General features: G+C 67.2%; 25 protein-coding genes. 13 read left to right on the top strand and 12 right to left on the bottom strand.

Going from position 1 to position 22,422, the window contains the following annotated elements:
* Positions 1 to 89 precede the first annotated feature (89 nt).
* Genes GGR03_RS07310 through GGR03_RS07300 form a run of 3 tightly spaced genes read left to right on the top strand, consistent with a single transcriptional unit; the run spans position 90 to position 2,592 of the window.
* On the top strand, positions 90 to 713 hold the full coding sequence (locus tag GGR03_RS07310; RefSeq protein WP_435372962.1) for a DUF1285 domain-containing protein: 624 nt from the start codon (positions 90 to 92) through the stop codon (positions 711 to 713).
* A gap of 53 nt (positions 714 to 766) precedes the next feature.
* The gene (locus GGR03_RS07305; RefSeq protein WP_183207076.1) at positions 767 to 1,351 is read left to right on the top strand and encodes a CoA pyrophosphatase; all 585 of its coding nucleotides are present in this window, start codon (positions 767 to 769) and stop codon (positions 1,349 to 1,351) included.
* Entirely contained in the window at positions 1,348 to 2,592 is a 1,245-nt protein-coding gene (locus GGR03_RS07300) for a CCA tRNA nucleotidyltransferase (protein WP_183206866.1), read from the top strand. Before GGR03_RS07305 ends, GGR03_RS07300 begins: the two co-directional genes overlap by 4 nt.
* A gap of 66 nt (positions 2,593 to 2,658) precedes the next feature.
* Here the strand turns inward: GGR03_RS07300 and GGR03_RS07295 are convergent, their stop codons facing one another.
* Positions 2,659 to 2,835: a DUF1059 domain-containing protein gene (locus tag GGR03_RS07295; RefSeq protein WP_183206865.1), complete on the bottom strand. Its 177-nt coding sequence runs from the start codon at positions 2,833 to 2,835 to the stop codon at positions 2,659 to 2,661.
* 111 nt (positions 2,836 to 2,946) lie between these two features.
* On the bottom strand, positions 2,947 to 3,855 hold the full coding sequence (hemF, locus tag GGR03_RS07290; protein WP_183206864.1) for an oxygen-dependent coproporphyrinogen oxidase: 909 nt from the start codon (positions 3,853 to 3,855) through the stop codon (positions 2,947 to 2,949).
* A 213-nt stretch (positions 3,856 to 4,068) separates the two neighbouring features.
* Here hemF and GGR03_RS07285 point away from each other — a divergent pair, with 213 nt between their 5' ends.
* Positions 4,069 to 4,329 carry a hypothetical protein gene (locus GGR03_RS07285; RefSeq protein WP_183206863.1) on the top strand — a complete coding sequence of 87 codons (261 nt, stop codon included), beginning with the start codon at positions 4,069 to 4,071 and terminating at the stop codon, positions 4,327 to 4,329.
* 18 nt (positions 4,330 to 4,347) lie between these two features.
* Here the strand turns inward: GGR03_RS07285 and GGR03_RS07280 are convergent, their stop codons facing one another.
* Positions 4,348 to 5,325: a calcium/sodium antiporter gene (locus GGR03_RS07280; protein WP_252920083.1), complete on the bottom strand. Its 978-nt coding sequence runs from the start codon at positions 5,323 to 5,325 to the stop codon at positions 4,348 to 4,350.
* 160 nt (positions 5,326 to 5,485) lie between these two features.
* On the bottom strand, positions 5,486 to 6,019 hold the full coding sequence (locus GGR03_RS07275; protein ID WP_183206862.1) for a tRNA (cytidine(34)-2'-O)-methyltransferase: 534 nt from the start codon (positions 6,017 to 6,019) through the stop codon (positions 5,486 to 5,488).
* Positions 6,020 to 6,243: 224 nt separating this feature from the next.
* On the opposite strand from GGR03_RS07275, the gene GGR03_RS07270 reads away from it, so the two are divergent.
* The 9 genes from GGR03_RS07270 (at position 6,244) to bluB (ending at position 15,480) form a co-directional block, all read left to right on the top strand.
* A complete protein-coding gene (locus tag GGR03_RS07270) occupies positions 6,244 to 8,118 on the top strand; it encodes an ABC transporter ATP-binding protein (protein WP_183206861.1) in 1,875 nt (624 codons plus the stop codon).
* Positions 8,115 to 10,028: an ABC transporter ATP-binding protein gene (locus GGR03_RS07265; RefSeq protein WP_183206860.1), complete on the top strand. Its 1,914-nt coding sequence runs from the start codon at positions 8,115 to 8,117 to the stop codon at positions 10,026 to 10,028. The genes GGR03_RS07270 and GGR03_RS07265 overlap by 4 nt, the downstream gene beginning before the upstream one ends.
* 113 nt (positions 10,029 to 10,141) lie before the next feature.
* A complete protein-coding gene (locus GGR03_RS07260; protein ID WP_183206859.1) occupies positions 10,142 to 10,654 on the top strand; it encodes a hypothetical protein in 513 nt (170 codons plus the stop codon).
* Between the two features lie 311 nt (positions 10,655 to 10,965).
* The gene (gene petA, locus GGR03_RS07255; protein WP_183206858.1) at positions 10,966 to 11,526 is read left to right on the top strand and encodes a ubiquinol-cytochrome c reductase iron-sulfur subunit; all 561 of its coding nucleotides are present in this window, start codon (positions 10,966 to 10,968) and stop codon (positions 11,524 to 11,526) included.
* Between the two features lie 17 nt (positions 11,527 to 11,543).
* Positions 11,544 to 12,842 (top strand): cytochrome b, encoded by a 1,299-nt coding sequence (locus tag GGR03_RS07250; protein WP_183207074.1) that lies wholly within the window; start codon positions 11,544 to 11,546, stop codon positions 12,840 to 12,842.
* Positions 12,843 to 12,869: 27 nt separating this feature from the next.
* A complete protein-coding gene (locus GGR03_RS07245; RefSeq protein ID WP_183206857.1) occupies positions 12,870 to 13,811 on the top strand; it encodes a cytochrome c1 in 942 nt (313 codons plus the stop codon).
* A 121-nt stretch (positions 13,812 to 13,932) separates the two neighbouring features.
* The gene (gene hmuQ, locus GGR03_RS07240; RefSeq protein WP_183206856.1) at positions 13,933 to 14,253 is read left to right on the top strand and encodes a heme-degrading protein HmuQ; all 321 of its coding nucleotides are present in this window, start codon (positions 13,933 to 13,935) and stop codon (positions 14,251 to 14,253) included.
* Between the two features lies 1 nt (position 14,254).
* On the top strand, positions 14,255 to 14,818 hold the full coding sequence (locus GGR03_RS07235) for an adenine phosphoribosyltransferase (protein WP_183206855.1): 564 nt from the start codon (positions 14,255 to 14,257) through the stop codon (positions 14,816 to 14,818).
* Positions 14,818 to 15,480, top strand: a complete 663-nt coding sequence (gene bluB / locus GGR03_RS07230; protein ID WP_183206854.1) for a 5,6-dimethylbenzimidazole synthase — start codon at positions 14,818 to 14,820, stop codon at positions 15,478 to 15,480. Before GGR03_RS07235 ends, bluB begins: the two co-directional genes overlap by 1 nt.
* A gap of 29 nt (positions 15,481 to 15,509) precedes the next feature.
* Here the strand turns inward: bluB and GGR03_RS07225 are convergent, their stop codons facing one another.
* From GGR03_RS07225 to GGR03_RS07190, 8 genes are all read right to left on the bottom strand, one after another.
* Positions 15,510 to 15,980 (bottom strand): MaoC family dehydratase, encoded by a 471-nt coding sequence (locus GGR03_RS07225; protein ID WP_183206853.1) that lies wholly within the window; start codon positions 15,978 to 15,980, stop codon positions 15,510 to 15,512.
* Positions 15,977 to 16,429, bottom strand: coding sequence for a MaoC family dehydratase (locus tag GGR03_RS07220; protein ID WP_183206852.1), 453 nt, complete (start codon positions 16,427 to 16,429; stop codon positions 15,977 to 15,979). Before GGR03_RS07220 ends, GGR03_RS07225 begins: the two co-directional genes overlap by 4 nt.
* Positions 16,430 to 16,499: 70 nt before the next feature.
* Positions 16,500 to 17,603: a redox-regulated ATPase YchF gene (gene ychF / locus GGR03_RS07215; protein ID WP_183206851.1), complete on the bottom strand. Its 1,104-nt coding sequence runs from the start codon at positions 17,601 to 17,603 to the stop codon at positions 16,500 to 16,502.
* 48 nt (positions 17,604 to 17,651) lie between these two features.
* Entirely contained in the window at positions 17,652 to 18,389 is a 738-nt protein-coding gene (gene pth / locus GGR03_RS07210) for an aminoacyl-tRNA hydrolase (RefSeq protein ID WP_183206850.1), read from the bottom strand.
* A gap of 44 nt (positions 18,390 to 18,433) precedes the next feature.
* Entirely contained in the window at positions 18,434 to 19,087 is a 654-nt protein-coding gene (locus GGR03_RS07205) for a 50S ribosomal protein L25/general stress protein Ctc (protein WP_183206849.1), read from the bottom strand.
* Positions 19,088 to 19,276: 189 nt separating this feature from the next.
* Positions 19,277 to 20,209 (bottom strand): ribose-phosphate pyrophosphokinase, encoded by a 933-nt coding sequence (locus GGR03_RS07200; protein WP_183206848.1) that lies wholly within the window; start codon positions 20,207 to 20,209, stop codon positions 19,277 to 19,279.
* 163 nt (positions 20,210 to 20,372) lie between these two features.
* Positions 20,373 to 21,161: a hypothetical protein gene (locus tag GGR03_RS07195; protein ID WP_183206847.1), complete on the bottom strand. Its 789-nt coding sequence runs from the start codon at positions 21,159 to 21,161 to the stop codon at positions 20,373 to 20,375.
* Positions 21,162 to 21,267: 106 nt separating this feature from the next.
* Entirely contained in the window at positions 21,268 to 22,422 is a 1,155-nt protein-coding gene (locus GGR03_RS07190) for a M24 family metallopeptidase (RefSeq protein WP_183206846.1), read from the bottom strand.

Below are 22,422 nucleotides of genomic sequence, written 5' to 3'. Positions count from 1 at the left end.
CGCCGCTTGCCGCCTCATGAAAACCGCCGCGACCGCTCCTGGCAAGCAAGGAAAGGACAACTATTTCGTGACTGCGAAGGCGGGCCAAAATAAGACCAGCAGGGCCTGGAAGTACCGCGTCGCAACACAAGGGCGTTATGGAAAATCAAGCATCTAGCAGCGGCGGTCCAAGCCTCAAAGCGCTGGTGTCGCGCGCCGAGCGCGCAGGCAAGGGCGCACCGCCCGTCGAGATCTGGAACCCGCCCTTCTGCGGCGATATCGACATGGTGATCCGCGCGGACGGCACCTGGACCTATGGCGGCTCGCCGATCGGACGAAAGCCTCTCGTCCGGCTGTTCTCGACCGTCCTGCGCAAGGACGCAGACGGCCGCACCTATCTGGTGACCCCCGTCGAAAAGCTGGGGATCACGGTGGAGGACGCGCATTTTCAGGCGGTGGAGATGAGTCGCGACATGCAAGGCGGCGAGCCCATCCTGACGTTCCGGACAGAGGTCGGCGACGTCGTCATCTGCGGACCTGACCGCCCGCTACGCTTTGCTGGCGACACGGAAGACGGCGCGTTCCGCCCCTACGTGACGGTGCGGGGTCGCCTCGAGGCGCGGCTGACGCGGGCGCTCGCATATGATCTCGCCGACTTCGTCGAGGATGACGGCGCCGGCCCGTTCGTGCGCTCCGGCGGCGCCCGCTTCGCCATCGGCAAAGGCGCGGCGTGACCGCATGGCCTGACGACTATGCCGGCTTCACCGCCGCGGACCTGCGGGCGCGGATGGCAGCCGCCGGGCCGGCTTTGCCGCCCGAGCGGCACTATGGCGACCATTTGCTCAACCCGGACCTCGTCCAGCTGATGGAGCGCGAATCGGCGCGCGAGGCCGCCGTCCTCGTGCCCGTCGTCGATCGCCGCGAGGGTGCGACGGTGATCCTGACGACGCGGGCCTCGCATCTGCGCCAGCATTCGGGCCAGATCGCCTTTCCGGGCGGCTCCGTCGATCCGGGCGACGCCTCGCCCGAGGCCGCGGCGATGCGCGAGAGTCTCGAGGAGATCGCGCTCGACCCGGACCATGTCGAGCCGATCGGGCGGCTGCCGCATTACCGCACCACCACCGGTTTCCGCATCACCCCGGTCGTCGGCCTCATCCGGCCGGGATTTGCGCTCAGTGCCAATCCGGTCGAGGTCGAGGACGTCTTCGAGGTGCCGCTGGGCTTCCTGATGAACGAGGCCAACCACCGCCAGGAAAGCCGGGTCTGGCAGGGGCGGACCCGGCACTACTATGTGATGCCCTTCGGCGAACGCTTCATCTGGGGCGTCACCGCCGGCATCATCCGGACGCTCTACGAAAGGCTCTACGCATGACCAACCGGCGGATCGACGACGCACCCTGGCTTCGCGCGCCATCTTTGCAGGCGCTGCTGGCGGCGTTGTCGGCGGACGGCGAAAGCGCCCGCGTCGTCGGCGGCGCGGTCCGAAACACGATCATGGGCCATGCGGTCACCGACGTCGACGTGGCGACCACCAACCAGCCTTCCGAGACGACGAGCCGGATCGAGGCAGCCGGGTTCCGCGCGATCCCCACCGGCGTCGAGCACGGCACGGTCACGGCGGTGACGCCCGACGGCGTCTTCGAGGTCACGACGCTCCGCCGCGACATCGAGACCGACGGACGCCGCGCCGTCGTCAGCTTCGGCCGCGACTGGCAGGCGGACGCCGAGCGCCGCGATTTCACGATCAACGCGCTCTATTGCGAGGCGGACGGAACGGTGGTCGACCTCGTCGGCGGGCTCGCCGACATCGAGACGAAGACGCTGCGCTTCATCGGCGACGCCGAGGCGCGCATCCGCGAGGACTATCTGCGCATCCTGCGCTTCTTCCGCTTCTTCGCCTGGTACGGCGACGGCCGGCCGGACGCCGCCGGCATCAGGGCGGCGACGCGGCTGAAGGAGGGGCTCGACGGGCTGTCCCCCGAGCGGGTCTGGAAGGAGCTGAAGCGCCTGCTGGCAGCGCCCGACCCGTCGCGGGCACTCCTGTGGATGCGCCAGACCGGCGTCCTGACGCGAATCCTGCCGGAGAGCGAGCGCTGGGGCATCGACGCCATCCACGGGCTGGTCGACGCCGAAAGCGCCTTCTCCTGGCCGGCGGATCCGATGCTGCGGCTGGCGGCGATCGTGCCGCCCGATGCCGCCCGGCTTGCCGAACTCGCGAAAAGGCTGCGGCTGTCCAATGGCGACCGCGACCGGCTGCTGGCCTTCGCCCAGGCCGAAGCCGTCGCGCCCGAGACCGACGACAATGCCCTGCGCACCCGGCTCTATTTCGGCGACCGCCCGGCGATCGCCGACCGGCTGAAGCTGGCACTCGCCGCCGAGCGGGCGAGGGCCGGCGTGACGGCCGACAGCTTGACGCGCATCGCCGCGCTGGTGCGCCAACTTGAGACGACGACGCGATTTGCGCCGCCGGAATTTCCGCTGAACGGGACGGATCTGCAGGAGGCCGGCATCGCGCCGGGGCCGGAACTTGGCCGGACCCTCGACCGGCTCCGCCGCATCTGGGCCGACAGCGGCTTCACGCTGGGCCGGCAGTCGCTGTTGGGGAAGCTGTAGGCGCCGGTCCGCGCCGAACAAAAAAGGCGGGCTTGTGAGCCCGCCTACTATACGCCGTCGTTCGCGTCAGTTTGCCATTTCGCGGGTCTTCTGGCGCATCGTGTCCAGCATTTTCGGCGTGATCCGCGCGACCCCGAGCTGCTTTGCCTGGACCACGGCCCGGCGGAAAACTTCCGCCTGGGTCTCGGCCCTGATGATGCGCTGGCAGCCGGGGATGACGCCCGAACAGTCGAGTTCGTACATGGTCGATCCTCCCTTTGAGTAGCCTCCACTACCGCAGGATCAACGGCGCAACCTTCAACTGGTTCAACATTGGCAATAAAATGTGCAGGTCGTGGCTAGGAATTGATCAGATCACGGCCACTTCACGACGGGTGGCATCGACGACAGGATCGACGCGACGTTGCCGCCAGTCTTGAGCCCGAACAGCGTCCCGCGGTCGTAGAGCAGGTTGTACTCCACATAGCGGCCGCGGCGGATGAGCTGCTCCTCGCGGTCTTCCTCGGTGAATGGCAGTTCGACATTCTGCCGGACGATGTGCGGGTAGACCACGATGAAGGCCTTGCCGACGTCGCGGGTGAAGGCGAAATCGGCGTCCCATCCGCCCTTCTCCTGCGGCGAATGCAGCCAGTCGTAGAAGATGCCGCCGACGCCACGCGCCTCGCCGCGATGCGGCAGGAAGAAGTATTCGTCGCACCATTCCTTGTATTTGCCGTAGTCGGCGACGCCGGAATGGCGGTCGCAGACGAATTGCAGCGCCTTGTGGAAGGCGCGCGTGTCGGCATCGTCCTGGCTGCGCCGCCGCTCCAGCGTCGGCGTGAGGTCGGCGCCGCCGCCGAACCACTGGCGGGTGGTGACGACCATGCGGGTGTTCATGTGGACCGCAGGAACGTTCGGATTGCGCAGATGCGCGATCAGCGAGATGCCGGAGGCCCAGAAGGTCGGGTCCTCGTCGGCGCCGGGGATCTGCTTGCGGAACTCGGGCGAGAACTCGCCGTGCACCGTCGACGTATGCACGCCGACCTTCTCGAAAACCCTGCCGTGCATCATCGACATCACGCCGCCGCCGCCATTGCTCTCGCGCGACCAGGGCGTCCGCTCGAAGCGCCCCGGGGCGAGGCCGGTGCTTTCGCCGTGGCGATCCTCGATCTCCTCGAAGGACGCGCAGATCCGATCGCGCAGCGTTTCGAACCAGGCCTGCGCCGTCGCCTTCTTGGTCTCGATGTCGTCCGGAAGCCCCTCGGGCAGGTCTGGCCGTTCCATGTCACTCTCGTCCGGTTGGCCGCGTGCGTTGCCTGCGGCTCCTGGCGCCCCTCGCGAAAACAGGACGCCTTTTCTTTCGGCAATCGCATCTGGCGGCCCGAGGCGCAATGCCGACGCCCGGTCGCAGCGGCTCTGCATCGATTCGCAAACGCTGCAGCGCCACGCTATCTTGGGGATAAGTTGGAACGATCGGAGCCACGGAGGCTGCGCAGAATGTCACGGCTCTCTCGCCCGCCGCTCGACGGCCTGAGACGGCAGCTGCACCGCGGCCGCAACGAACGTGCCGGCGGCACGAGCGGCGACAGCTTCGTGCGCGAGACGTTCACGCTGCCGCGCGACGCCGCCCGCAGCAAGGCACGCGAGTGGTTCGAGCGCTATCCCAAGGCCGCCTACTGGACCTCGGTCGAAAGCTGGCGGCTGCTGCCGGGAGACGAGGTGGAGTTCACGATGCGCCGCCTGCCCAGCGCCGACTGAGCCGGCGCTGGCCGGCCATCAGGCGACGGCCTGCATCCCCATGTAGCCGGCGTAGAGCGCCAGCAGCAGCGCACCGGTCCACCGCCCGATCGAGCGGAAGGCGAAAAGATAGATGAGCGTCGCGATCGCGATCGCAGTCATCAGCGGACCGTCCAGCACGGCGAAGCGATGGGCGACCCCGATCGGCGCGATGATCGCCGTGATGCTCAGGATGCAGAGCAGGTTGAAGATGTTCGAGCCGACGACGTTGGCGAGAACCACTTCGGCGTGCCGTCGCCACGACGCGATGATGGCGGTCGCCAGCTCCGGCAGGGAAGTGCCGATGGCGACTACGGTCACGCCGATCACCGCCTCGGAGATGCCGAAGCCGCGGGCGATGCCGACGGCGCCGTTGACCATCAGACGCGCGCCGACGACCAGCAGCACGAGGCCGAGGAGCGCTGCAACGATCGCCAGGAACAGCGACATCGGCTTCTGCGCCTGCTCCTCGGCGTATTCGCTCTTCTCGATTGCCCCTGCGTCGCCGTTGGCGGCCTTCACCCGGCGCGCTTCCAGCGCGTAGGTGACGCCGAGATAGAGGGCGAGGGCGGCCAGCATGGCGACGCCCGTCAGCCGGCTGATCTCGCCGGTGAAGAAGATCGCCGTGACGCCGATGGAGGCCAGTACCATCACGACGAGGTCGCGCCGGATCGCCGGATCGCTGTTGGCCACCGGCGCGATCAGCGCCGCGACACCGACGATCAGCAGGACGTTGGCGATGTTGGAGCCGACGACGTTGCCGACCGAAATGTCTGGCGAACCGCCGAGCGCTGCCTGGATGGAGACGAGCAGTTCCGGCGCGGACGTGCCGAAGCCGACGATGACGAGGCCGACGACCAGCTTGGAGATGCCGAAGCGGTCGGCGATCGAGACGCTGCCGCGGACGAGGAATTCACCGCCACCGAACAACAATACGGCGCCCACGGCCAGATAGACCCAATCCCATGTCAGCAGCACGTGAACTCCAGTTCCTGTCGAGCGTCGTCGAATGGCGAAGGCCGCAACGCCGGCGCAAACAGGCGGTAGGGAATGATGCGGCCGTCCCCAAGATGGGAAGAGGCCGGCGTTTTCCAACCGTATCGACCGGCGTCTTCCCCGTGAACGCCACCGGCGTCCGCTACCGGCGAGAAGCCGACCACCGCAACTGCCGAAGCGCTTCGCCGGCGACCATCGCCACCGAAACTGCGAGGTTGAGGGACCGCGTCCCCTTCTGCATCGGGATCGTCAGGCGCGCGTCGGCGACCTCGTGCAGGTCGTCCGGTACGCCGGCGCTCTCGCGGCCGAACAGCAGCGTGTCGCGCGCGCTGAAGGCGAAATCGGTATAGTTCGTGTCCGCCTTCGTCGTCAGCAGCACCAGTCGCCGCCCGGCGCTCCGCCGTGCATTGTCGAAGGCCTCGCGGTCGACATGGCGGACCAGCTGCGACATCTCGATATAGTCCATCCCGGCCCGCCGCAGGGCCCGATCGGAGAGATCGAAGCCGGCGGGGCCGATCACCTCGACCGTGAGACCCAGACACGCGCCCAGCCTCAGGATCGTCCCGGTATTGCCCGCAATGTCGGGCTGGTACAGCGCGATGGATGGCTGCGGCACCGGGCTCGACTGCGCAAGATCCGGTCCGCCGGCCACACTGTTCTCGGGATCGCTCGTCATCGTCGGTTCGTCCAAATGGCGTAGGCGGCCCAGGCAGGGCGTGAATCTTCGCAAACCCTGCCTATATCGTGGAAGCCGCGCCCGCCACGCGGCGACAGCATCGGATTTGACCCGACCATAGCGCCCGCCCGAAAGGCGCAGCGGCGTCGGCGAGGCCGTCTCTCATCCGCTTGGCGATCCGGCGCCAGCTGGTCCCTTGCGGCACATCGATTGGAAGTACGTCCATGTTCTCCTTCTTCGAAAGGATGGTCGAGCCGTTCCCCGATCGCGGGGTCGCGACGCCCCCCAGCGGCGGCATCGTGCGGTTCATCTGGTTCTATGCCAGGCCGGTGTGGCCGCTCTTCCTGGCGATGGGCGTGCTGACCGCCTTGGTGTCGATCGTCGAGGTGTCGCTGTTCGGCTTTCTCGGCCAGATCGTCGACTGGTTCTCCGGCGTTTCGCGCGAGACGTTCCTGGCCGAGCGCGGCTGGATGCTGGCCGGCATGGCCTTCGTCATCCTGGTCGCGCTGCCGGCGCTGATTTTCGTCGAGGGCCTCGTCACCTTCCAGGCGCTGTCGGCCAATTTCCCGATGCGCTTTCGCTGGATGGTGCATCGCTGGCTCCTCGGCCACTCGATGGGCTTCTACCAGGACGAGTTCGCCGGACGGATATCCACCAAGCTGATGCAGACGGCGCTCGCCATCCGCGAGACGCTGATGAAGTCGATCGACGTCTTCCTCTATGTCGCGGTCTATTTCACCGGCATCATCGTGCTGGTGGCGGCGGCCGACTGGAAGCTGGCGCTGCCCTTCGCCGGCTGGCTCGTGGCCTATGGCGTGATCCTGTGGATCTTCATCCCGCGCCTCGACCGCATCTCGGAGAAACAGGCCGACGCGCGGGCAGAGATGACCGGTCGGGTGGTCGACGCCTACGCCAATATCGCCACCGTCAAGCTGTTCGCCCACACGCGGCGGGAAGCCGATTTCGCGCGCCGTTCGATGCGCGGGTTCCTCGGTACCGTCTACGGCCAGATGCGGCTGGTGAACCTCTTCTACGTCTCGCTCTACGTGCTGAATTCGGCGCTGCTGTTCGCCGTCGGTGCCCTGTCGATCTCGCTGTGGCTGGACGAGTTGGTGAGCATCGGCGCGATCGCCGCGGCGATCGGCCTCGTCCTGCGTATCAACGGCATGTCGCAGTGGATCATGTGGGAGGTGGCGGCGCTGTTCGAGAATATCGGCACGATCCGCGACGGCATGGCGACCTTCGCCAACCCGCACACGATCACCGACCGGCCGGACGCAAAACCACTGGCGGTGCCGCGCGGCGAGATCGCCTTCGAGAACGTTTCGTTCCACTACGGCAAGGGCGGCGGCGTCCTCAGGGACTTCAACCTCGTCATCCGACCGGGTGAAAAAGTTGGGCTCGTCGGCCGATCCGGCGCCGGCAAGTCGACGATCCTCAACCTCTTGCTACGCTTCCACGACGTCGAATCCGGCCGCATCCTGATCGACGGCCAGGACATCGCGACGGTCCAGCAGGAGACCCTGCGCGAGAATATCGGCATGGTGACGCAGGACACCTCGCTGCTGCACCGCTCGATCCGCGACAACATCCTCTATGGCCGGCCGGATGCCAGCGAGGCGGATCTGCGCCGTGCCGTCGAGCGCGCGGAAGCGGCCGATTTCGTCGAGGAATTGCGCGACAAGGAAGGGCGGCAGGGCCTCGACGCCGAAGTCGGCGAGCGCGGCGTCAAGCTGTCGGGCGGCCAGCGCCAGCGCGTCGCCATCGCCCGCGTCATGCTGAAGGACGCGCCGATCCTGCTGCTCGACGAGGCAACGTCGGCGCTGGACTCCGAAGTCGAGGCAGCGATCGCCGCCAATCTCTACCGGCTGATGGAAGGAAAGACCGTCATCGCCGTCGCCCACCGCCTGTCGACCATCGCCGCGCTCGACCGGCTGATCGTCCTCGACAAGGGCCGCATCGTAGAGGAGGGCAGCCACGCGGATCTGATCGGCGCGGGCGGCCTTTACGCCCAGCTCTGGGCGCGGCAGTCCGGCGGCTTCCTGCCGGTCGAGCCGGTCGATGACGCCGAGGCGGCGGCGCCGAGGGCGGCCGAATGATGGACCGGCTTCTCCAGCGCTTCGAAAACTGGCTCGATCCGTTCGAGGACGAGGGCGAGGACCGCGAGGATGCGCGGCTCAACCGGACCGGCCATCTCGAGCCGCTGCCGGACGAGACCAACCGCTTCATCTGGCACTTCGCCAAACAGGCGAAATGGCCGCTGCTCGGGCTGCTGATCACCGGCGGCCTGACCGGCGGGATCGAGGTGGTGATGTTCACCGGCGTCGGCTGGCTGGTCGACGCGCTGGGCCAGTCCTCGCCTGAGACGCTGTTCACCGACCATTTCTGGCTGATCGCGGGCCTCGCCTTCATCACGCTGGTCGGCCGCTCGGTAATCCTGTTCCTCGCCTCGGTGCTGGAGGAGCAGGTCGTCTCGCCCAGCTTCTACAACCGCATCCGCTGGCAGAGCTATCGGCGGCTGATGGAACAGACCTACACCTTCTTCCAGAACGACTTCGCCGGTCGCCTGGCCCAGAAGGTGCAGCAGGTCGGACAGGCGACCGGCGACTTCATCACCACCGTGCTGCAGACCTTCTGGTCATTCGTCACCTTCATCGTCCTGACGGTGACGATCCTCGGCGCCATCGACTGGCGCATGGCGGTTGTGCTGGCGGTCTGGTCGCTCGGCTATGTCTGGATCGTGCGCAATCTCCTGCCGCGCATCCGCGAGAACGGCCGCGCCGCTGCGGAGGCCCGCTCCGCCGTCTCGGGCAGGGTGGTCGATGCCTTCACCAACATCCTGTCGGTGAAGCTTTTCGACTCCGACCGCCGCGAGGACAGTTTCGTCAAGGAAGGCTTCCAGCACCTCGTCGACACGACGCGGCGGATGACCCGCGCGCTGACCGAAGTCCGCACCGCGGTCGCCGTCCTCAATGGCTTCATGATGACTGGTGTCGGCGCCGTCGCGCTCGTCGGCTGGCAGGCGGGCAGCGTCTCGACGGGCGGGGTGGCGACGGCGCTCGGCCTGGTCCTGCGCCTCAACCAGATGTCCGGCTGGATGATGTTCAACATCAACGGCCTCGTGCGCAATTACGGCACAATCCAGGATGCCGTGGCGACGGTGACGCGCGTGCCGACGCTGGTCGACGACCCGCAGGCGCAGCCGCTGGTCACGAAGCGCGGCGAGATCCGCTACGAGGACGTGACCTTCCATTATGGCAAGGGCGCCGGCATCATCGAGCGTCTCTCCTTGACGATCCGGCCCGGCGAGAAGGTCGGGCTGGTCGGGCGTTCCGGCGCCGGCAAGACGACGCTCGTCAACCTGCTGCTGCGGCTCTACGACCTCGAGGGTGGGCGGATCCTCATCGACGGGCAGGACATCGCCAAAGTCACGCAGGCCTCGCTGCGGTCCGCGATCGGCGTGGTCACCCAGGACACTTCGCTGCTGCACCGCTCGATCCGCGACAATATCGCCTATGGCCGGCCTGGCTCCGAAGACGGCGACATCCTCTCGGCGGCCGAGCGCGCCAGCGCCGAGGAGTTCATCCCGACGCTGCGCGACCCGAAGGGCCGCGAGGGCTACGACGCGCATGTCGGCGAGCGCGGCATCAAGCTTTCCGGCGGCCAGCGCCAGCGCATCGCGATCGCCCGGGTGCTGCTCAAGGACGCGCCGATCCTCGTCCTCGACGAGGCGACCGCCGCTCTCGACTCGGAGGTGGAGGCGGCGATCCAGGACAATCTGACCAAGATGATGCAGGGCAAGACGGTCATCGCCATCGCCCACCGCCTGTCCACCATCGCGGCGATGGACCGCTTGATCGTCCTTGACAAGGGCCGGATCGTCGAGGAGGGCACCCACGCCGAGCTCGCCGCCTCGGGCGGGCTCTATGCCAGCCTGTGGGCCCGGCAGTCGGGCGGGTTCCTCTATGCCGATGCGGACGCGGAAGAGGGGGCGGCGGCGGCGGAGTAGGCGTGGCCGGACGCGGGAGCGCCCGTTCGTGCCACTGGACTGCAACCCCGGGGCGCCGAGGGGGTTAGGTCTTACACGACCATTCATTTCAAAGAACGACAGAGTGAGAATCGATGGCCCGAACACGACGCGAAGAAGACCGACTCCTCAGCGCCGACGAGCGCGAAACCGTTGCGCAGACCCATCATCCGGTCCTGGCGGAACTCAGCGACTCCGATCTGACGGCGTTGATCAAGCGGCTGCGCGATCGTCGCGACCGGGCCCAGGGCATTGCCCGCCAGCAGCGGCGGGAAATGCGCGGCAAATCCGCGCCCGCAGGTGCTCGTGCGGCGACCGACGATACGGGCAGCCAGGAAAAAGGCAGCGTCCTCTCGGCCGCGCTGAAACGGGTCAACAAGGAAAGGACCCGCCGCGGCAGCGCCGAAGCAAAGAGCGAGTTGGTCCGCAATGCGCGGCGCGCCCTGAAGCAGGCCAACGCGGCCAAGGCACAACGGCCCAAGCGGCCGCGTTCGCGAACCGCCGACGAGGGCATGCAGCCGATCCCCAACGAGGGCATCGCCCCGTCCGGCAATTTCGACGGCGAAGGCGGCCGTCCGGTGCTGGAGCGCAGCCGCAAGGTGCGCTGAGGCCCACCAGGGCATCTGCGATTTGACAGGAAGGCGTGCCCGGTCGCGCGCCTTCCTGAGACGCTTGCCAGCCGCCGGGGGACCTGCCGTCACGCGTAGCTCCGGTGCCGGCCTCGCACGCCGCGCGACAGAACGACCTTAAAGCCCTTCTAGTCTGGACAATGGGCCAGCATCCCGCTTAGAACCGGCGCGAAATCGTCATCGCCTGAAGGGCGTTGCGGCCGTCCGGCCGCGTCTCCCCTTGCCGCATCGGCCGGAATCGGCAAGAAGCGGTCGATCCGCGCGAGACCAGTCAAGGAGTGGCAGCCGCCGTGAGCGTCAACGACACCGCCGAACCGACCCGTCGGGACTTCCTCTATATAGCGACCGGCGCCGTCGCCGCGGTCGGTGCCGCCGCCTTCGTCTGGCCGTTCATCGACCAGATGAACCCGGATGCGGCGACGCTCGCGCTGGCTGAGATCGATGTGGACGTCAGCCAGGTCGCGGAAGGACAGTCGATCACCGCCAAATGGCGCGGCAAGCCGATCTTCATCCGCCAGCGTACCGCCCAGGAGGTCGAGGAAGCCAAGACCACCGATCTTGGCGAACTCAAGGATCCGATCGCCCGCAATGCCAACATCGCGGCCGACGCGCCGGCGACGGACGTGAACCGCGCCGCCGAAGGGCGCGAGCAGTGGCTGGTGATGGTCGGCGTCTGCACGCATCTCGGCTGCATCCCGCTCGGCCAGTCGGGGAACTACGACGGCTGGTTCTGCCCGTGCCACGGCTCGCACTACGATACCGCCGGACGCATCCGGCAGGGACCTGCTCCGACCAACATGGAGATCCCGCCTTTCACGTTCACGTCCGACACCACCGTCCGCATCGGCTGATCGGTTAGAGGGTACACATCATGAGTGGTCATTCTTCCTACGTGCCGTCCAGCGGGATCATGCAGTGGATGGACGCGCGGCTGCCGCTGCCGCGCCTGGTCTACGACTCGTTCGTCGCCTATCCGGTGCCGCGCAACCTGAACTACGCCTACACCTTCGGCGGCATCCTCGCGGTCTTCCTGGTGCTGCAGATCCTCACCGGCGTCGTGCTGGCGATGCACTATGCCGCATCCTCGGCGCTGGCCTTCGAGTCGGTCGAGAAGATCATGCGCGACGTGAACTGGGGCTGGCTGCTCCGCTACATGCACGCCAACGGCGCGTCGTTCTTCTTCATCGCCGTCTATCTCCACATCTTCCGCGGCCTCTATTACGGCTCCTACAAGGCACCGCGCGAGGTGCTGTGGATCCTCGGCGTGATCATCTTCCTCCTGATGATGGCGACGGCGTTCATGGGCTACGTGCTGCCCTGGGGCCAGATGTCGTTCTGGGGCGCCACGGTCATCACCGGCTTCTTCACCGCATTCCCGCTGATCGGCGAGCCAATCCAGCAGCTGCTGCTCGGCGGTTTCGCCGTCGACAACGCCACGCTCAACCGCTTCTTCTCGCTGCATTACCTGCTGCCGTTCATGATCGCCGGCGTGGTGATCCTGCATGTCTGGGCGCTGCACGTCACCGGCCAGACCAACCCGACCGGCGTCGAGGTGAAGTCGTCGAAGGATACCGTGCCGTTCACCCCGCACGCGACGATCAAGGACGGCTTCGCCATGGTCGTCTTCCTGGCGATCTTCGCGTATTTCGTCTTCTACATGCCCAACTACATGGGCCATGCGGACAACTACATCCCCGCCAACTCGCTGAAGACGCCGTCGCACATCGTGCCGGAATGGTACTTCCTGCCCTTCTACGCCATGCTGCGGGCCATCACCTTCGACATCGGACCGATCGACTCCAAGCTCGGCGGCGTTCTGGTGATGTTCGGCTCGATCATCGTCCTGTTCTTCGTCCCGTGGCTGGACACGTCGCGGGTTCGCTCGAGCGTCTTCCGGCCGATGTACAAGATCTTCTTCTGGATCTTCGTGGCGAACGCCATCTTCCTCGGCTGGCTCGGCGCCAAGCCTGCGGAAGGCATCTACCCGGTGCTCGCCCTGATCGGGACGATCTACTACTTCGCCCACTTCCTGATCGTCATGCCGGTCCTCGGCCTGGTCGAGAAGCCGAAGAAGCTCCCGAACTCGATCACCGAGGCTGTGCTCGCCAAGAGCGCGGCGCGCGGACACCCGGCCGGTGCGACGGCTTCCCCGGAAACCCACGGCTGACCTGACGGTTCGAAGAGAGACATATCCATGAAAAGACTCCTGTCAGCCCTTCTTGCCGCCGGCCTGCTCTTCGGCCCGGTGGCGGTGGCGACCGCCCAGCAAGATGGCGGCCAGGGCCCGGTCGAGAACGACGCGGCCGAGACCGAAGCCGCGGCAACGGGCGAAGATCCCGCTGCCGAAGTTGCCGAAGAGGGTCATGCCGAGACGCCGCATTACCCGCTGAAGCGCCCCGAGGAGATGAGCTGGACCTTCGCCGGTCCGTTCGGCCACTGGGATCTCGGGCAGCTGCAGCGCGGCCTGAAGGTCTACCAGGAGGCCTGCGCCGTCTGTCACTCCATGAACCTCGTCTCGATGCGCTCGCTGGCCGACCTCGGCTACAGCGAGGAGCAGGTGCAGACCTTCGCGGCGCAGTTCCAGGTGCAGGACGGGCCGAACGATTCGGGCGAGATGTTCGAGCGTCCCGGCACGCCCTCGGACCGCTTCCCGGCGCCGTTCCCCAACCCGGAAGCCGCGGCGGCCGCCAATAACGGCGCCGCTCCCCCGGACTTCTCGCTGCTCGCCAAGGCCCGCGCCGTCGAGCGGGGCTTTCCGACCTTCGTCTTCGATATCTTCACCCAGTACCAGGAGGCGGGCGTCGACTATATTCACGCTCTGCTGACGGGGTACGACGAGGAAGCGCCGGCCGGTCTCGAGATCCAGCCGGGCACCTATTACAACCCCTACTTCATCGCCGGTCCGGCGCTGGCCATGCCGCCGCCGATCTCCGACGACCAGGTCGAGTACACCGACGGTGCGCCGCAGACGGTGGACCAGTATTCGCGCGACGTCGCAGCCTTCATGATGTGGGCGGCGGAGCCCCACCTCGTCGAGCGCAAGGCGACCGGCTTCGTGGTGATGATCTTCCTGGTCATCTTCGCGGTGATGATGTTCCTGGTGAAGCGTCGGGTCTGGGCGAACACCCCGCACTGACCTGATAGCGTCTCCTTCGAAATGACGGAAAAGGGGGCCACGGCTCCCTTTTTCTTTGGCGGTCCGCCGTGCGAGGTTGCGAACCGCCGGAAGCCGGTGACCAGACGTGAGGAGAATGCCGATGTATATCGCGATGAACCGCTTCAAGGTTCTGCCCGGCTCGGAAGCCGATTTCGAGACGCTGTGGATGAGCCGCGAGTCGAAGCTTCCGGAGGTTCCGGGCTTTGTCGAGTTCCACCTCCTGAAGGGACCGGAGCGGGAAGGGCACCGGCTCTATTCCTCTCACACGATCTGGCAGGACTATCCTTCCTTCGAGGCCTGGACGAAGTCGGAGGCGTTTCGCGCCGCCCATGGCGGCGCCGGCAGCACCAAGCCGCTCTATGACGGCCACCCGCAGTTCGAGGGCTTCGAGGTCATCCAGACCATCGGCAAGGACGGCTGACATGGCGAATGACGCGGCGCCGGCCCTTCGCGACCCGACGGATTTCGCCGCCGCGATCCGCACGATTGCGGACTATCCCAAGCCCGGGATTCTCTTCCGCGACATCACCACGCTGCTCGCCGATCCGGCGAGCTTCAGCGCCGCCGTGGACGCGCTGGTCGAGGGCCACCGCGACGACCGGGTCGATCTCGTCGCCGGCATCGAGGCGCGCGGGTTCATCCTGGGCGGGGCGCTGGCGCATCAGCTGTCCGCCGGGTTCGTCCCCATTCGCAAGAAGGGCAAGCTGCCGCACGACACGGTGCGCATTGCATACAGCCTGGAATACGGCGTCGACGAGATGGAGATGCACCGCGACGCGGTCCGGCCGGGCCAGCGCGTGCTCCTGACCGACGACCTGATCGCCACCGGCGGCACCGCCGAGGGGGCGGTCCGCCTGCTGCGCGAGCTCGGCGCCGAGATCGTCGCCGCCTGCTTCGTCATCGACTTGCCGGATCTCGGCGGCCGCAGGAAGCTCGAAGCGATGGGGGTCGAGGTGCGGACGCTGGTGGCTTTCGAGGGCCACTGATGTCGGCGGGCGGAGACGCCGATGACGGCGCGCCGCATTTCGACGATGGCTTCTTCGCCGGTTTCCTGACGCTGCTGCGCTGGCGCCGCGATGTCCGCGCCTTCGATCCGCGGACAGTGCCCGATGCCGAGCTGGCGCTGGCACTCGCCGCCTGCGATCTCGCGCCGTCGGTCGGCAACAGCCAGCCCTGGCGCTTCATTACCGTCGCCGATCCGCAGCGTCGTGCGGCCGTCCGTGCCAGCTTCCTGCGCTGCAATGCCGAGGCGCTCGCCGCCCAGCCCGATGACAGGGCGCCGCTTTATGCGCGGCTGAAGCTGGAAGGGCTGGACACGGCGCCGGTGCATCTGGCGGTCTTCTGCGACGAGGGCACGACCCAGGGGCATGGGCTTGGCATCCGGACCATGCGCGAGATGCTGCGCTATTCGGTGGTCACGGCGATCCATAATTTCTGGCTGGCCGCCCGCTGCCGCGGTCTCGGGGTCGGCTGGGTGTCGATCATCGAGCCGGACGTCGTGGCGGCGGCGCTGGACGTGCCCGCCGAATGGCAGCTGGTGGCCTATCTCTGCGTCGGCTATCCGCGCGCACCCGATGACGTGCCGGAGCTGGAGCGCGAAGGCTGGCAGGCCCACAGCGAAGGCGGCCTCCGTCTGATTCAGCGCTGAGCTGCATCCCGCCGCCGCGATGCCGACGCTCAGTCGGTGCCGTAGAACGCCGCGGCGTCGAAGGAGAACACCGTCTCACCCGACTGGTTGACGCCTTCGCAGCTGAACTCGATGACGCCCCAGCCGGGACGGCTGGCGGACTTTCGCTTGGCGGTCACGTGCTGGGTGAAGGTCACGGTGTCCCCGGCATAGATCGGCTTCAGCCAGCGCAGGTTCTTGAGGCCAGGGGAGGGGCCCACCTTCGGGACCGGGTTGCCGGCCGCGACGAACGCGTTGATCCGCGCCGTCTGGCTGTCGATATTGAGCCGCATCCACACGGCGGTCGTATGCCAGCCGGAGGCGCAGAGCCCGCCGAGCACCGAATGACGGGCGGCTTCCTCGTCGAGATGGAAGGGCTGCGGGTCGTATTTGGCGGCGAAGCGCTTGATGTCCGTCGCCTCGAAACGGTGCGAGCCGATCTCGACCTTCTCGCCGATGACGATCGCGTCCCAGTAGCTCATGCGGCCAATCCGGCGCGGGTCAGCAGCAGCAGCGTGTATTCGCTCTCCAGCACCGCCTCGTCCCGCTGGTTGCGCAGCACGGTGATGATCTTCGCCAGACCCATGGCCGGGCGCTTGGCCGAAAGGCGCCGCGACTCGACCCTCGCGGTACCGGTCAGCACGTCTCCTGGCTGGACCGGGCGCAGCCATTTCACATAATCGACGCCGGGCGAGCCCTGGGAACTGGAATCGAGCACGTAGCTGTCGGCCATCATCCGCATCATCATCGCGCATGTGTGCCAGCCGGATGCCGACAGACCGCCGAGCAGGGAGTCGCGCGCGGCTTCCTCGTCGAGATGGAAGGGCTGCGGATCGAACTCGCGCGCGAACTCCAGCACTTCCTCTCGCGTCACCGCATAGGGACCGAGCGGCAGTTCCAGCCCCTCGGTGAAGTCTTCATAGGTTCGCATCGATGCCTCTTGCGTCAGCTTCCTGTGAAGGCCGCACGCAAGCCGGCCCCGCCTGCGCCCCCGCGTCCGGTCAGTTGTTGAACTTGAACATCAGCACGTCGCCGTCCTGGACGACATATTCCTTGCCTTCGTCGCGCGCCCTGCCGGCTTCCTTCGCCGCGACCTCGCCACCAAGTCCGACGAAATCGTCGAAGGCGATGGTCTGGGCGCGGATGAAGCCCTTCTCGAAATCGGTGTGGATGACGCCGGCGGCCTGCGGCGCCTTGGCACCGCGCCGGACCGTCCAGGCGCGCGTCTCCTTCGGACCCGCGGTGAAGTAGGTGATCAGGTCGAGGAGCTCGTAGCCGGCGCGGATCACCCGGTCGAGGCCTGGCTCGGTCAGACCCATCGACTCCAGATACTCGCCGACCTCGGCTTCCGGCAGCTGCGCGATCTCGGCCTCGATGGCGGCGGAGATCACGACGCTCTTGGCACCCTGGCGCTCGGCCATCGCGGCGACCGCGGCCGAATGGGCGTTCCCGTTCGCGGCGTCCGCCTCGGCGACGTTGCAGACATAGAGGACGGGTTTGGAGGTAAGGAGGTTCAGCGCCTTCAGCTCGCGCCGGTCGTCGGCGTCCATGCCGGCCAACAGCACCCGCACCGGCTCGCCGGCCTGCAGCTTGGCGAGCGCGGCTTCCATCACCGGGAGCGCCTGCTGCGCTTCCTTGTCCTTGCCGGCGGCCTTCTTGCGCGTCGCCACGATACGCCGCTCGATGCTCTCGAGGTCCGAGAGCATCAGCTCGGTCTCGACCGTCTCGGCGTCCGCCACCGGGTCGATGCGGCCCTCGACATGGGTGATGTCGTCGTCCTCGAAGCAGCGCAGCACGTGGACGATCGCGTCGACCTCGCGGATGTTCGCGAGGAACTGGTTGCCGAGGCCTTCACCCTTGGAGGCGCCGCGCACGAGGCCGGCGATGTCGACGAAGGTGATGCGGGTGGCGATGGTGTTCGCCGACTTGGCGATGCCGGCGATGTCCTTCAGCCGCGGGTCCGGCACCGGCACGTCGCCGGTGTTCGGCTCGATCGTGCAGAACGGATAGTTGGCGGCCGCGGCGGCCGCCGTCTTGGTGAGGGCGTTGAACAGTGTCGACTTGCCGACATTCGGCAGCCCGACGATCCCGCATCTGAAACCCATGGGGTCAATCCTTGTCTCTTGCTGGCGGAGGCGAGGGCTTGTCGCCGCTCAGTCCTTGCCGCCGAATAATCGCTTGAGCATCTCGGCCATCGGGCCGCGCTCCGGAATCTTGACCTGCGGGCCGACACCCCGCGCCTGGCGGACATGGCTCTGGCCCTTCGGCCGGGCCGGCGAAGGCGCCGCGCTTGCAGAGCCCTTGGCGCCCGACGGCTCGCTCGCACCGGTCGCCATGGCCACCTTGTTCATGAAAACCGCGTCCTCGCCCTTGGCGAGGCTGTCGACATGACGCGCGACGGCCTCGAGGAACGGCTCCAGCCATTCCCGATCGACCTTGGCGAAGTCGCCGAGGACGTGGGGGGTGACCGCTTCCTTGCTGCCCGGATGTCCGATGCCGAGACGGACGCGCCGATAGTCCTTCGAGCCCAGATGCGCATCGATCGAGCGGAGCCCGTTATGGCCGCCATTGCCGCCGCCGGTCTTCACCCGCAGCTTGCCGGGCGGCAGGTCGAGCTCGTCATGGATGACGACGACCTGCGACGGCTCGAGCTTGTAGAAGCGGACGGCATCGCCGACCGAGCGGCCGGATTCGTTCATGAAGGTCTGCGGCTTGAGCAGCACGACCTTCTCGCCGCCGATCAGCCCTTCCGCGATCTCCCCGGAGAATTTCTTCGACCAGGGGCCGAAGGCCGGGTCGCGGGCGATCTCGTCGACCGCCATGAAACCGATATTGTGTCGGTTGCCGGCATAGCGGGAGCCGGGATTGCCCAATCCTGCGATCAGCAACATGGCCCGGCTCCCTTGGCTTTACGTCGACGGTCAGCGTCGAACGGTCAGTCTTCCTGGTCGGACTCGGCCTGGGCCTCTGCCGACTCGGCTGCCGCTGCGGCCTCTTCGGCCTCATCTTCCTCCGAACGGAGCGCCGCAGGCGCTGCGATCGTCGCGATGGTGAAGTCGCGATCGGTGATGGTCAGCTCGACGTTCTTCGGCAGCGTCAGGGCCGAGGCATGGATCGAATCGCCGATCTCGAGCCCGGTCAGGTCGACCGTGAAGGCTTCCGGGATGGCCGTGGCCGGGCATTCGATCTCGACCTCGTGGCGAACCACGTTGAGCACGCCGCCGCGCTTGAGGCCGGGCGATGCTTCCTCGTTCTCGAAATGCACCGGCACCTCGACCGTCACGCGGCTCTTCTCGGAGACGCGCAGGAAGTCGACATGCATCAGGAAGTCGCGAACCGGCTCCAGCTGGTAGTCCTTCGGGAGGACCTGGATCGACTGGCCGCCGACCTCGATCGTGCCGACATGCGTCATGAAACCACCGGCGTGCAGCGCCAGGAAGGTTTCCTTGTAGGGGATGGCGATCGGCAGCGGGTCCTGCTTGTCACCATAGATCACTGCGGGAATCATTCCGGTGCGGCGAAGATGTCTGGCGGCCCCCTTGCCGACCTTCTCGCGCGCCTCGGCCTTGACCGTGAAGGTCTTGCTCATGGCTTGTTCCTTTTGTTCGTGAGGGGTCGAGTGGGCGCCGTGCCCGAAACGACGAAAAGCGGACCCGTCAAGGACCGCTTAACTCCGCGCTGCCTCCAAGGGTGTCCGCGCGGACGTCGTGCCTATAGCGTAGCCGCGGAAAACGGGCAAGCCGGCGGCGGCAAACGGCGCGACGGCTTGCCGGATCTCTCAGTCGAAGAGGCTGGAGACCGATTCCTCCGACGCGGTGCGCTGGATCGCCTCGCCCAGCAGGTTGGCGGTGGTGATCACCCGGATGTTCGGGGCCTCCAGCACCGCCTTGGTCGGCTGGATCGAATCGGTGATCACCAGCTCCTTCAGGCTCGAGGCGCTGATCCGGGTGACGGCGCCGCCCGAGAGCACGCCGTGGGTGATGTAGGCCGAGGCGCTGTTGGCGCCGGCCCGCATCAGCGCATCGGCGGCGTTGCACAGCGTGCCGCCGGAATCGATGATGTCGTCGATGAGGATGCAGTTGCGGCCGGTGACGTCGCCGATGATGTTCATCACCTCCGATTCGCCCGGCCGGTCGCGGCGCTTGTCGACGATGGCGAGCGGCGCGTCGAGGCGCTTGGCGAGCGAGCGGGCACGCACCACGCCGCCGACGTCGGGCGAGACGACCATCAGGTCGTCGAGGTCCTGGTGTCCCTTCACGTCGCGCGCCAGCAGTGGCACGGCGAAGAGGTTGTCGGTCGGGATGTCGAAGAAGCCCTGGATCTGCCCGGCATGCAGGTCGAGCGTCATGACGCGGTCGGCGCCGGCCTCGGTGATGATGTTGGCGACCAGCTTGGCCGAGATCGGCGTGCGGCCGCCGGCCTTCCGGTCCTGGCGGGCATAGCCGAAATAGGGCAGCACCGCGGTGATACGCCGCGCCGAGGCGCGCCGCATGGCGTCGATCATGATGAGCAGTTCCATCAGGTGATCGTTGGCCGGATAGGAGGTGGACTGGACGATGAAGACGTCCTCGCCGCGGACGTTCTCCTTGATCTCGACGAACACTTCCTGGTCGGCGAAGCGGCGGACCATGGCCTGGCCCAGCGGGATCTCCAGATACTGGGCGATGGAATCGGCCAGCACGCGATTGGAGTTGCCGCTGAACAATTTCATCGCGTTGTTTCCGCTGGCGGGACGGCGACGCGGTACCTGGCGCTGCATGCGCATCCTTCCGCTGCTGCCCATCGAGGGCCGATCAGTGATGGACGGGCTCATAACAACATCGGGCGAAACTTCAACCGGAGTCTGAGCGGGCCGGCCCGATCAGTCGGGGAAGCTAACCGGATTGCCCCACCAGCGCGGCGGCCTCGCGCAGCGTGCGGGCGGCGACGGCATCGAGCTGTGCCTGGCCGATATCGGCCCAGGGATCGCTCGACGTGCCGGGAACGCTTTCCTGTCCCTGGATGCGGTGGATACGCTGGTCGCCGGGGTCGAGGACGTCCCAGACATAGACGAGCGTCGTCGACGAGCCGTCGTTGAAGGCGGAGAAATAGCCCTTGAGTCGCACCGGCGTCGCCGGGCCCCCGGCGGGGCGGATCTCGACGCCGGCCGTCGCGGCGCTGTCGGAGAGCGAACGGGCGAGCATCACCGCCTTGTCCTCCGGTGCGCCGGTCAGCGGCAGGAACTGGATCTCGCGGCTCGCCATGGCGTTGGCCGGGGGAGGCGCGGGCGGCACGGCCGCCACCTGCACCGGCTGCGCCGGCGGCGGGGCGGGCTCGTAGGTCTGCTGCCGTGGCGCCTCTTCGTAGGTCTGGAAGGGCGCCTGTTCCGGCGGCATGGCTGGCGGCGGCTCCATCGACGGCGGCGGCAGCGGGGCCGGCTGGCTGACGAAGGGCTCGGGCGCCGAGGCGATCGGTGCCGGCGGCTGCATGTTGTTGGTGGCGACGTTGTAGGCCGGTGCCGGCGCTACCGTCGGGGAAAAGCTCATGCCGGGATAGCCGACATCGACGCTCGGCACCGGAGCGTCCGCCATGCCGATCATCGGGTCGACGCCCGTGCAGCCGGCCAGAGTCGCGCAGAGACCGGCTGCGATGATCGGCCTGCGAAGGGTGGTGCGGGCTTCCACGGCACGCTCCCTGCCTTGGGTCGGATCCGCGCTCGTCGAAGCGAACGCCTGACCCTTCGTGGCAGAGAAACGTTAAGATACCCCTTGGTGCTTGGGGTTTTTCGCCTCAGCCGCGAATGACGGCCAGCTCCAGCGGCAGCCGCGACAGCGGCTCGGGTGCGCCATTGGTCGTCAGATAGGTCCGCCCGAGGGTCATCGCGGTCTCGGTGTCGGAATCCATGATGATCATGTGGGCGAACAGCGTCATGCCCGGCACGATCATCTCCGTGTTGCCGGAGTAGAACATCGGCATGTCCATCCATGACGGCGCATAGCGCGCGCCGAGCGAGTAGCCGCAGGCGCTGAGGCGGTGGCGGGCCAGCTCGTGCGCCTCCATCACCGCCGCGTGAGCGTCGAACACCTCGCCGAAGCTGTGGCCCGGCTGCATGACCGCCTCGACCGCGTCCAGCGCTTCGCGGGCGGCGGCGTGGAGCTCCAGATGCCGCTCCGTCGGCGGGCCGATGATCACCGTGCGCATCAGGGCGGCGTGATACTGCGATTTCACCCCCGCCCATTCCAGCGTCAGCTGGTCGCTGGCACCGAGCTTGCGGCGGCCCGCCTTGTAGCGGCAGAGCAAAGCGTCGCGGCCGGATCCGATGATGAACGGGTTGGCGGGATAGTCGCCGCCTTCCGCCAGCACGGTTCCCTGCATCGTCGCCAGGATCTCGGCCTCGTCGGCGCCCGGCCGGATCAGCGGCAACGCCGCTTCGTAGGCTGCGTCGGCGAGGCGCGCCGCCTCGCGGATGATCTCGATCTCGGCCGGGCTCTTCACCGCCCGCAGCAGCGGGATCAGCGTCGAGGCATCCTTCAGCGACGCGAAGGAGCCGAGCCGCTCCTCGACCGAGCGGCCGTTCGCCGCCGTCAGGCCGTGCGTCGCCCACTCGACGCCGATCTTGGCACCCAAAAGGCCCATCTCGTCGAGCATGTCGCGAAGTTCGATCACCGGCTCGGCATTGCCGCGGTCGCGCCAGACGGAGATGTTCTCGATGATCGAGGTGTGGCGCGCCTGGCGCAGGTCGGCCGAGCGGCTCAAGAGGCGCATCTCGCCGTCGGCCTTCACCACCAGGCACTGGAAGAAGCAGAAGCCGAACGTGTCGTAGCCGGTCAGCCAGTACATCGAATCCTGCGCGAACAGCATCATCGCGTCGAGCTTCTGCTCGCCCATCTCGACGATCAGCCGGTCGCGCCGGGCCTCGTATTCGTCCCGTCCGAAATGCAGCAT

The organism is Aurantimonas endophytica, from assembly GCF_014196845.1.
Classification (GTDB): Bacteria; Pseudomonadota; Alphaproteobacteria; order Rhizobiales; family Rhizobiaceae; genus Aurantimonas; species Aurantimonas endophytica.
This window is presented reverse-complemented; position numbering and strand designations above follow the sequence as displayed.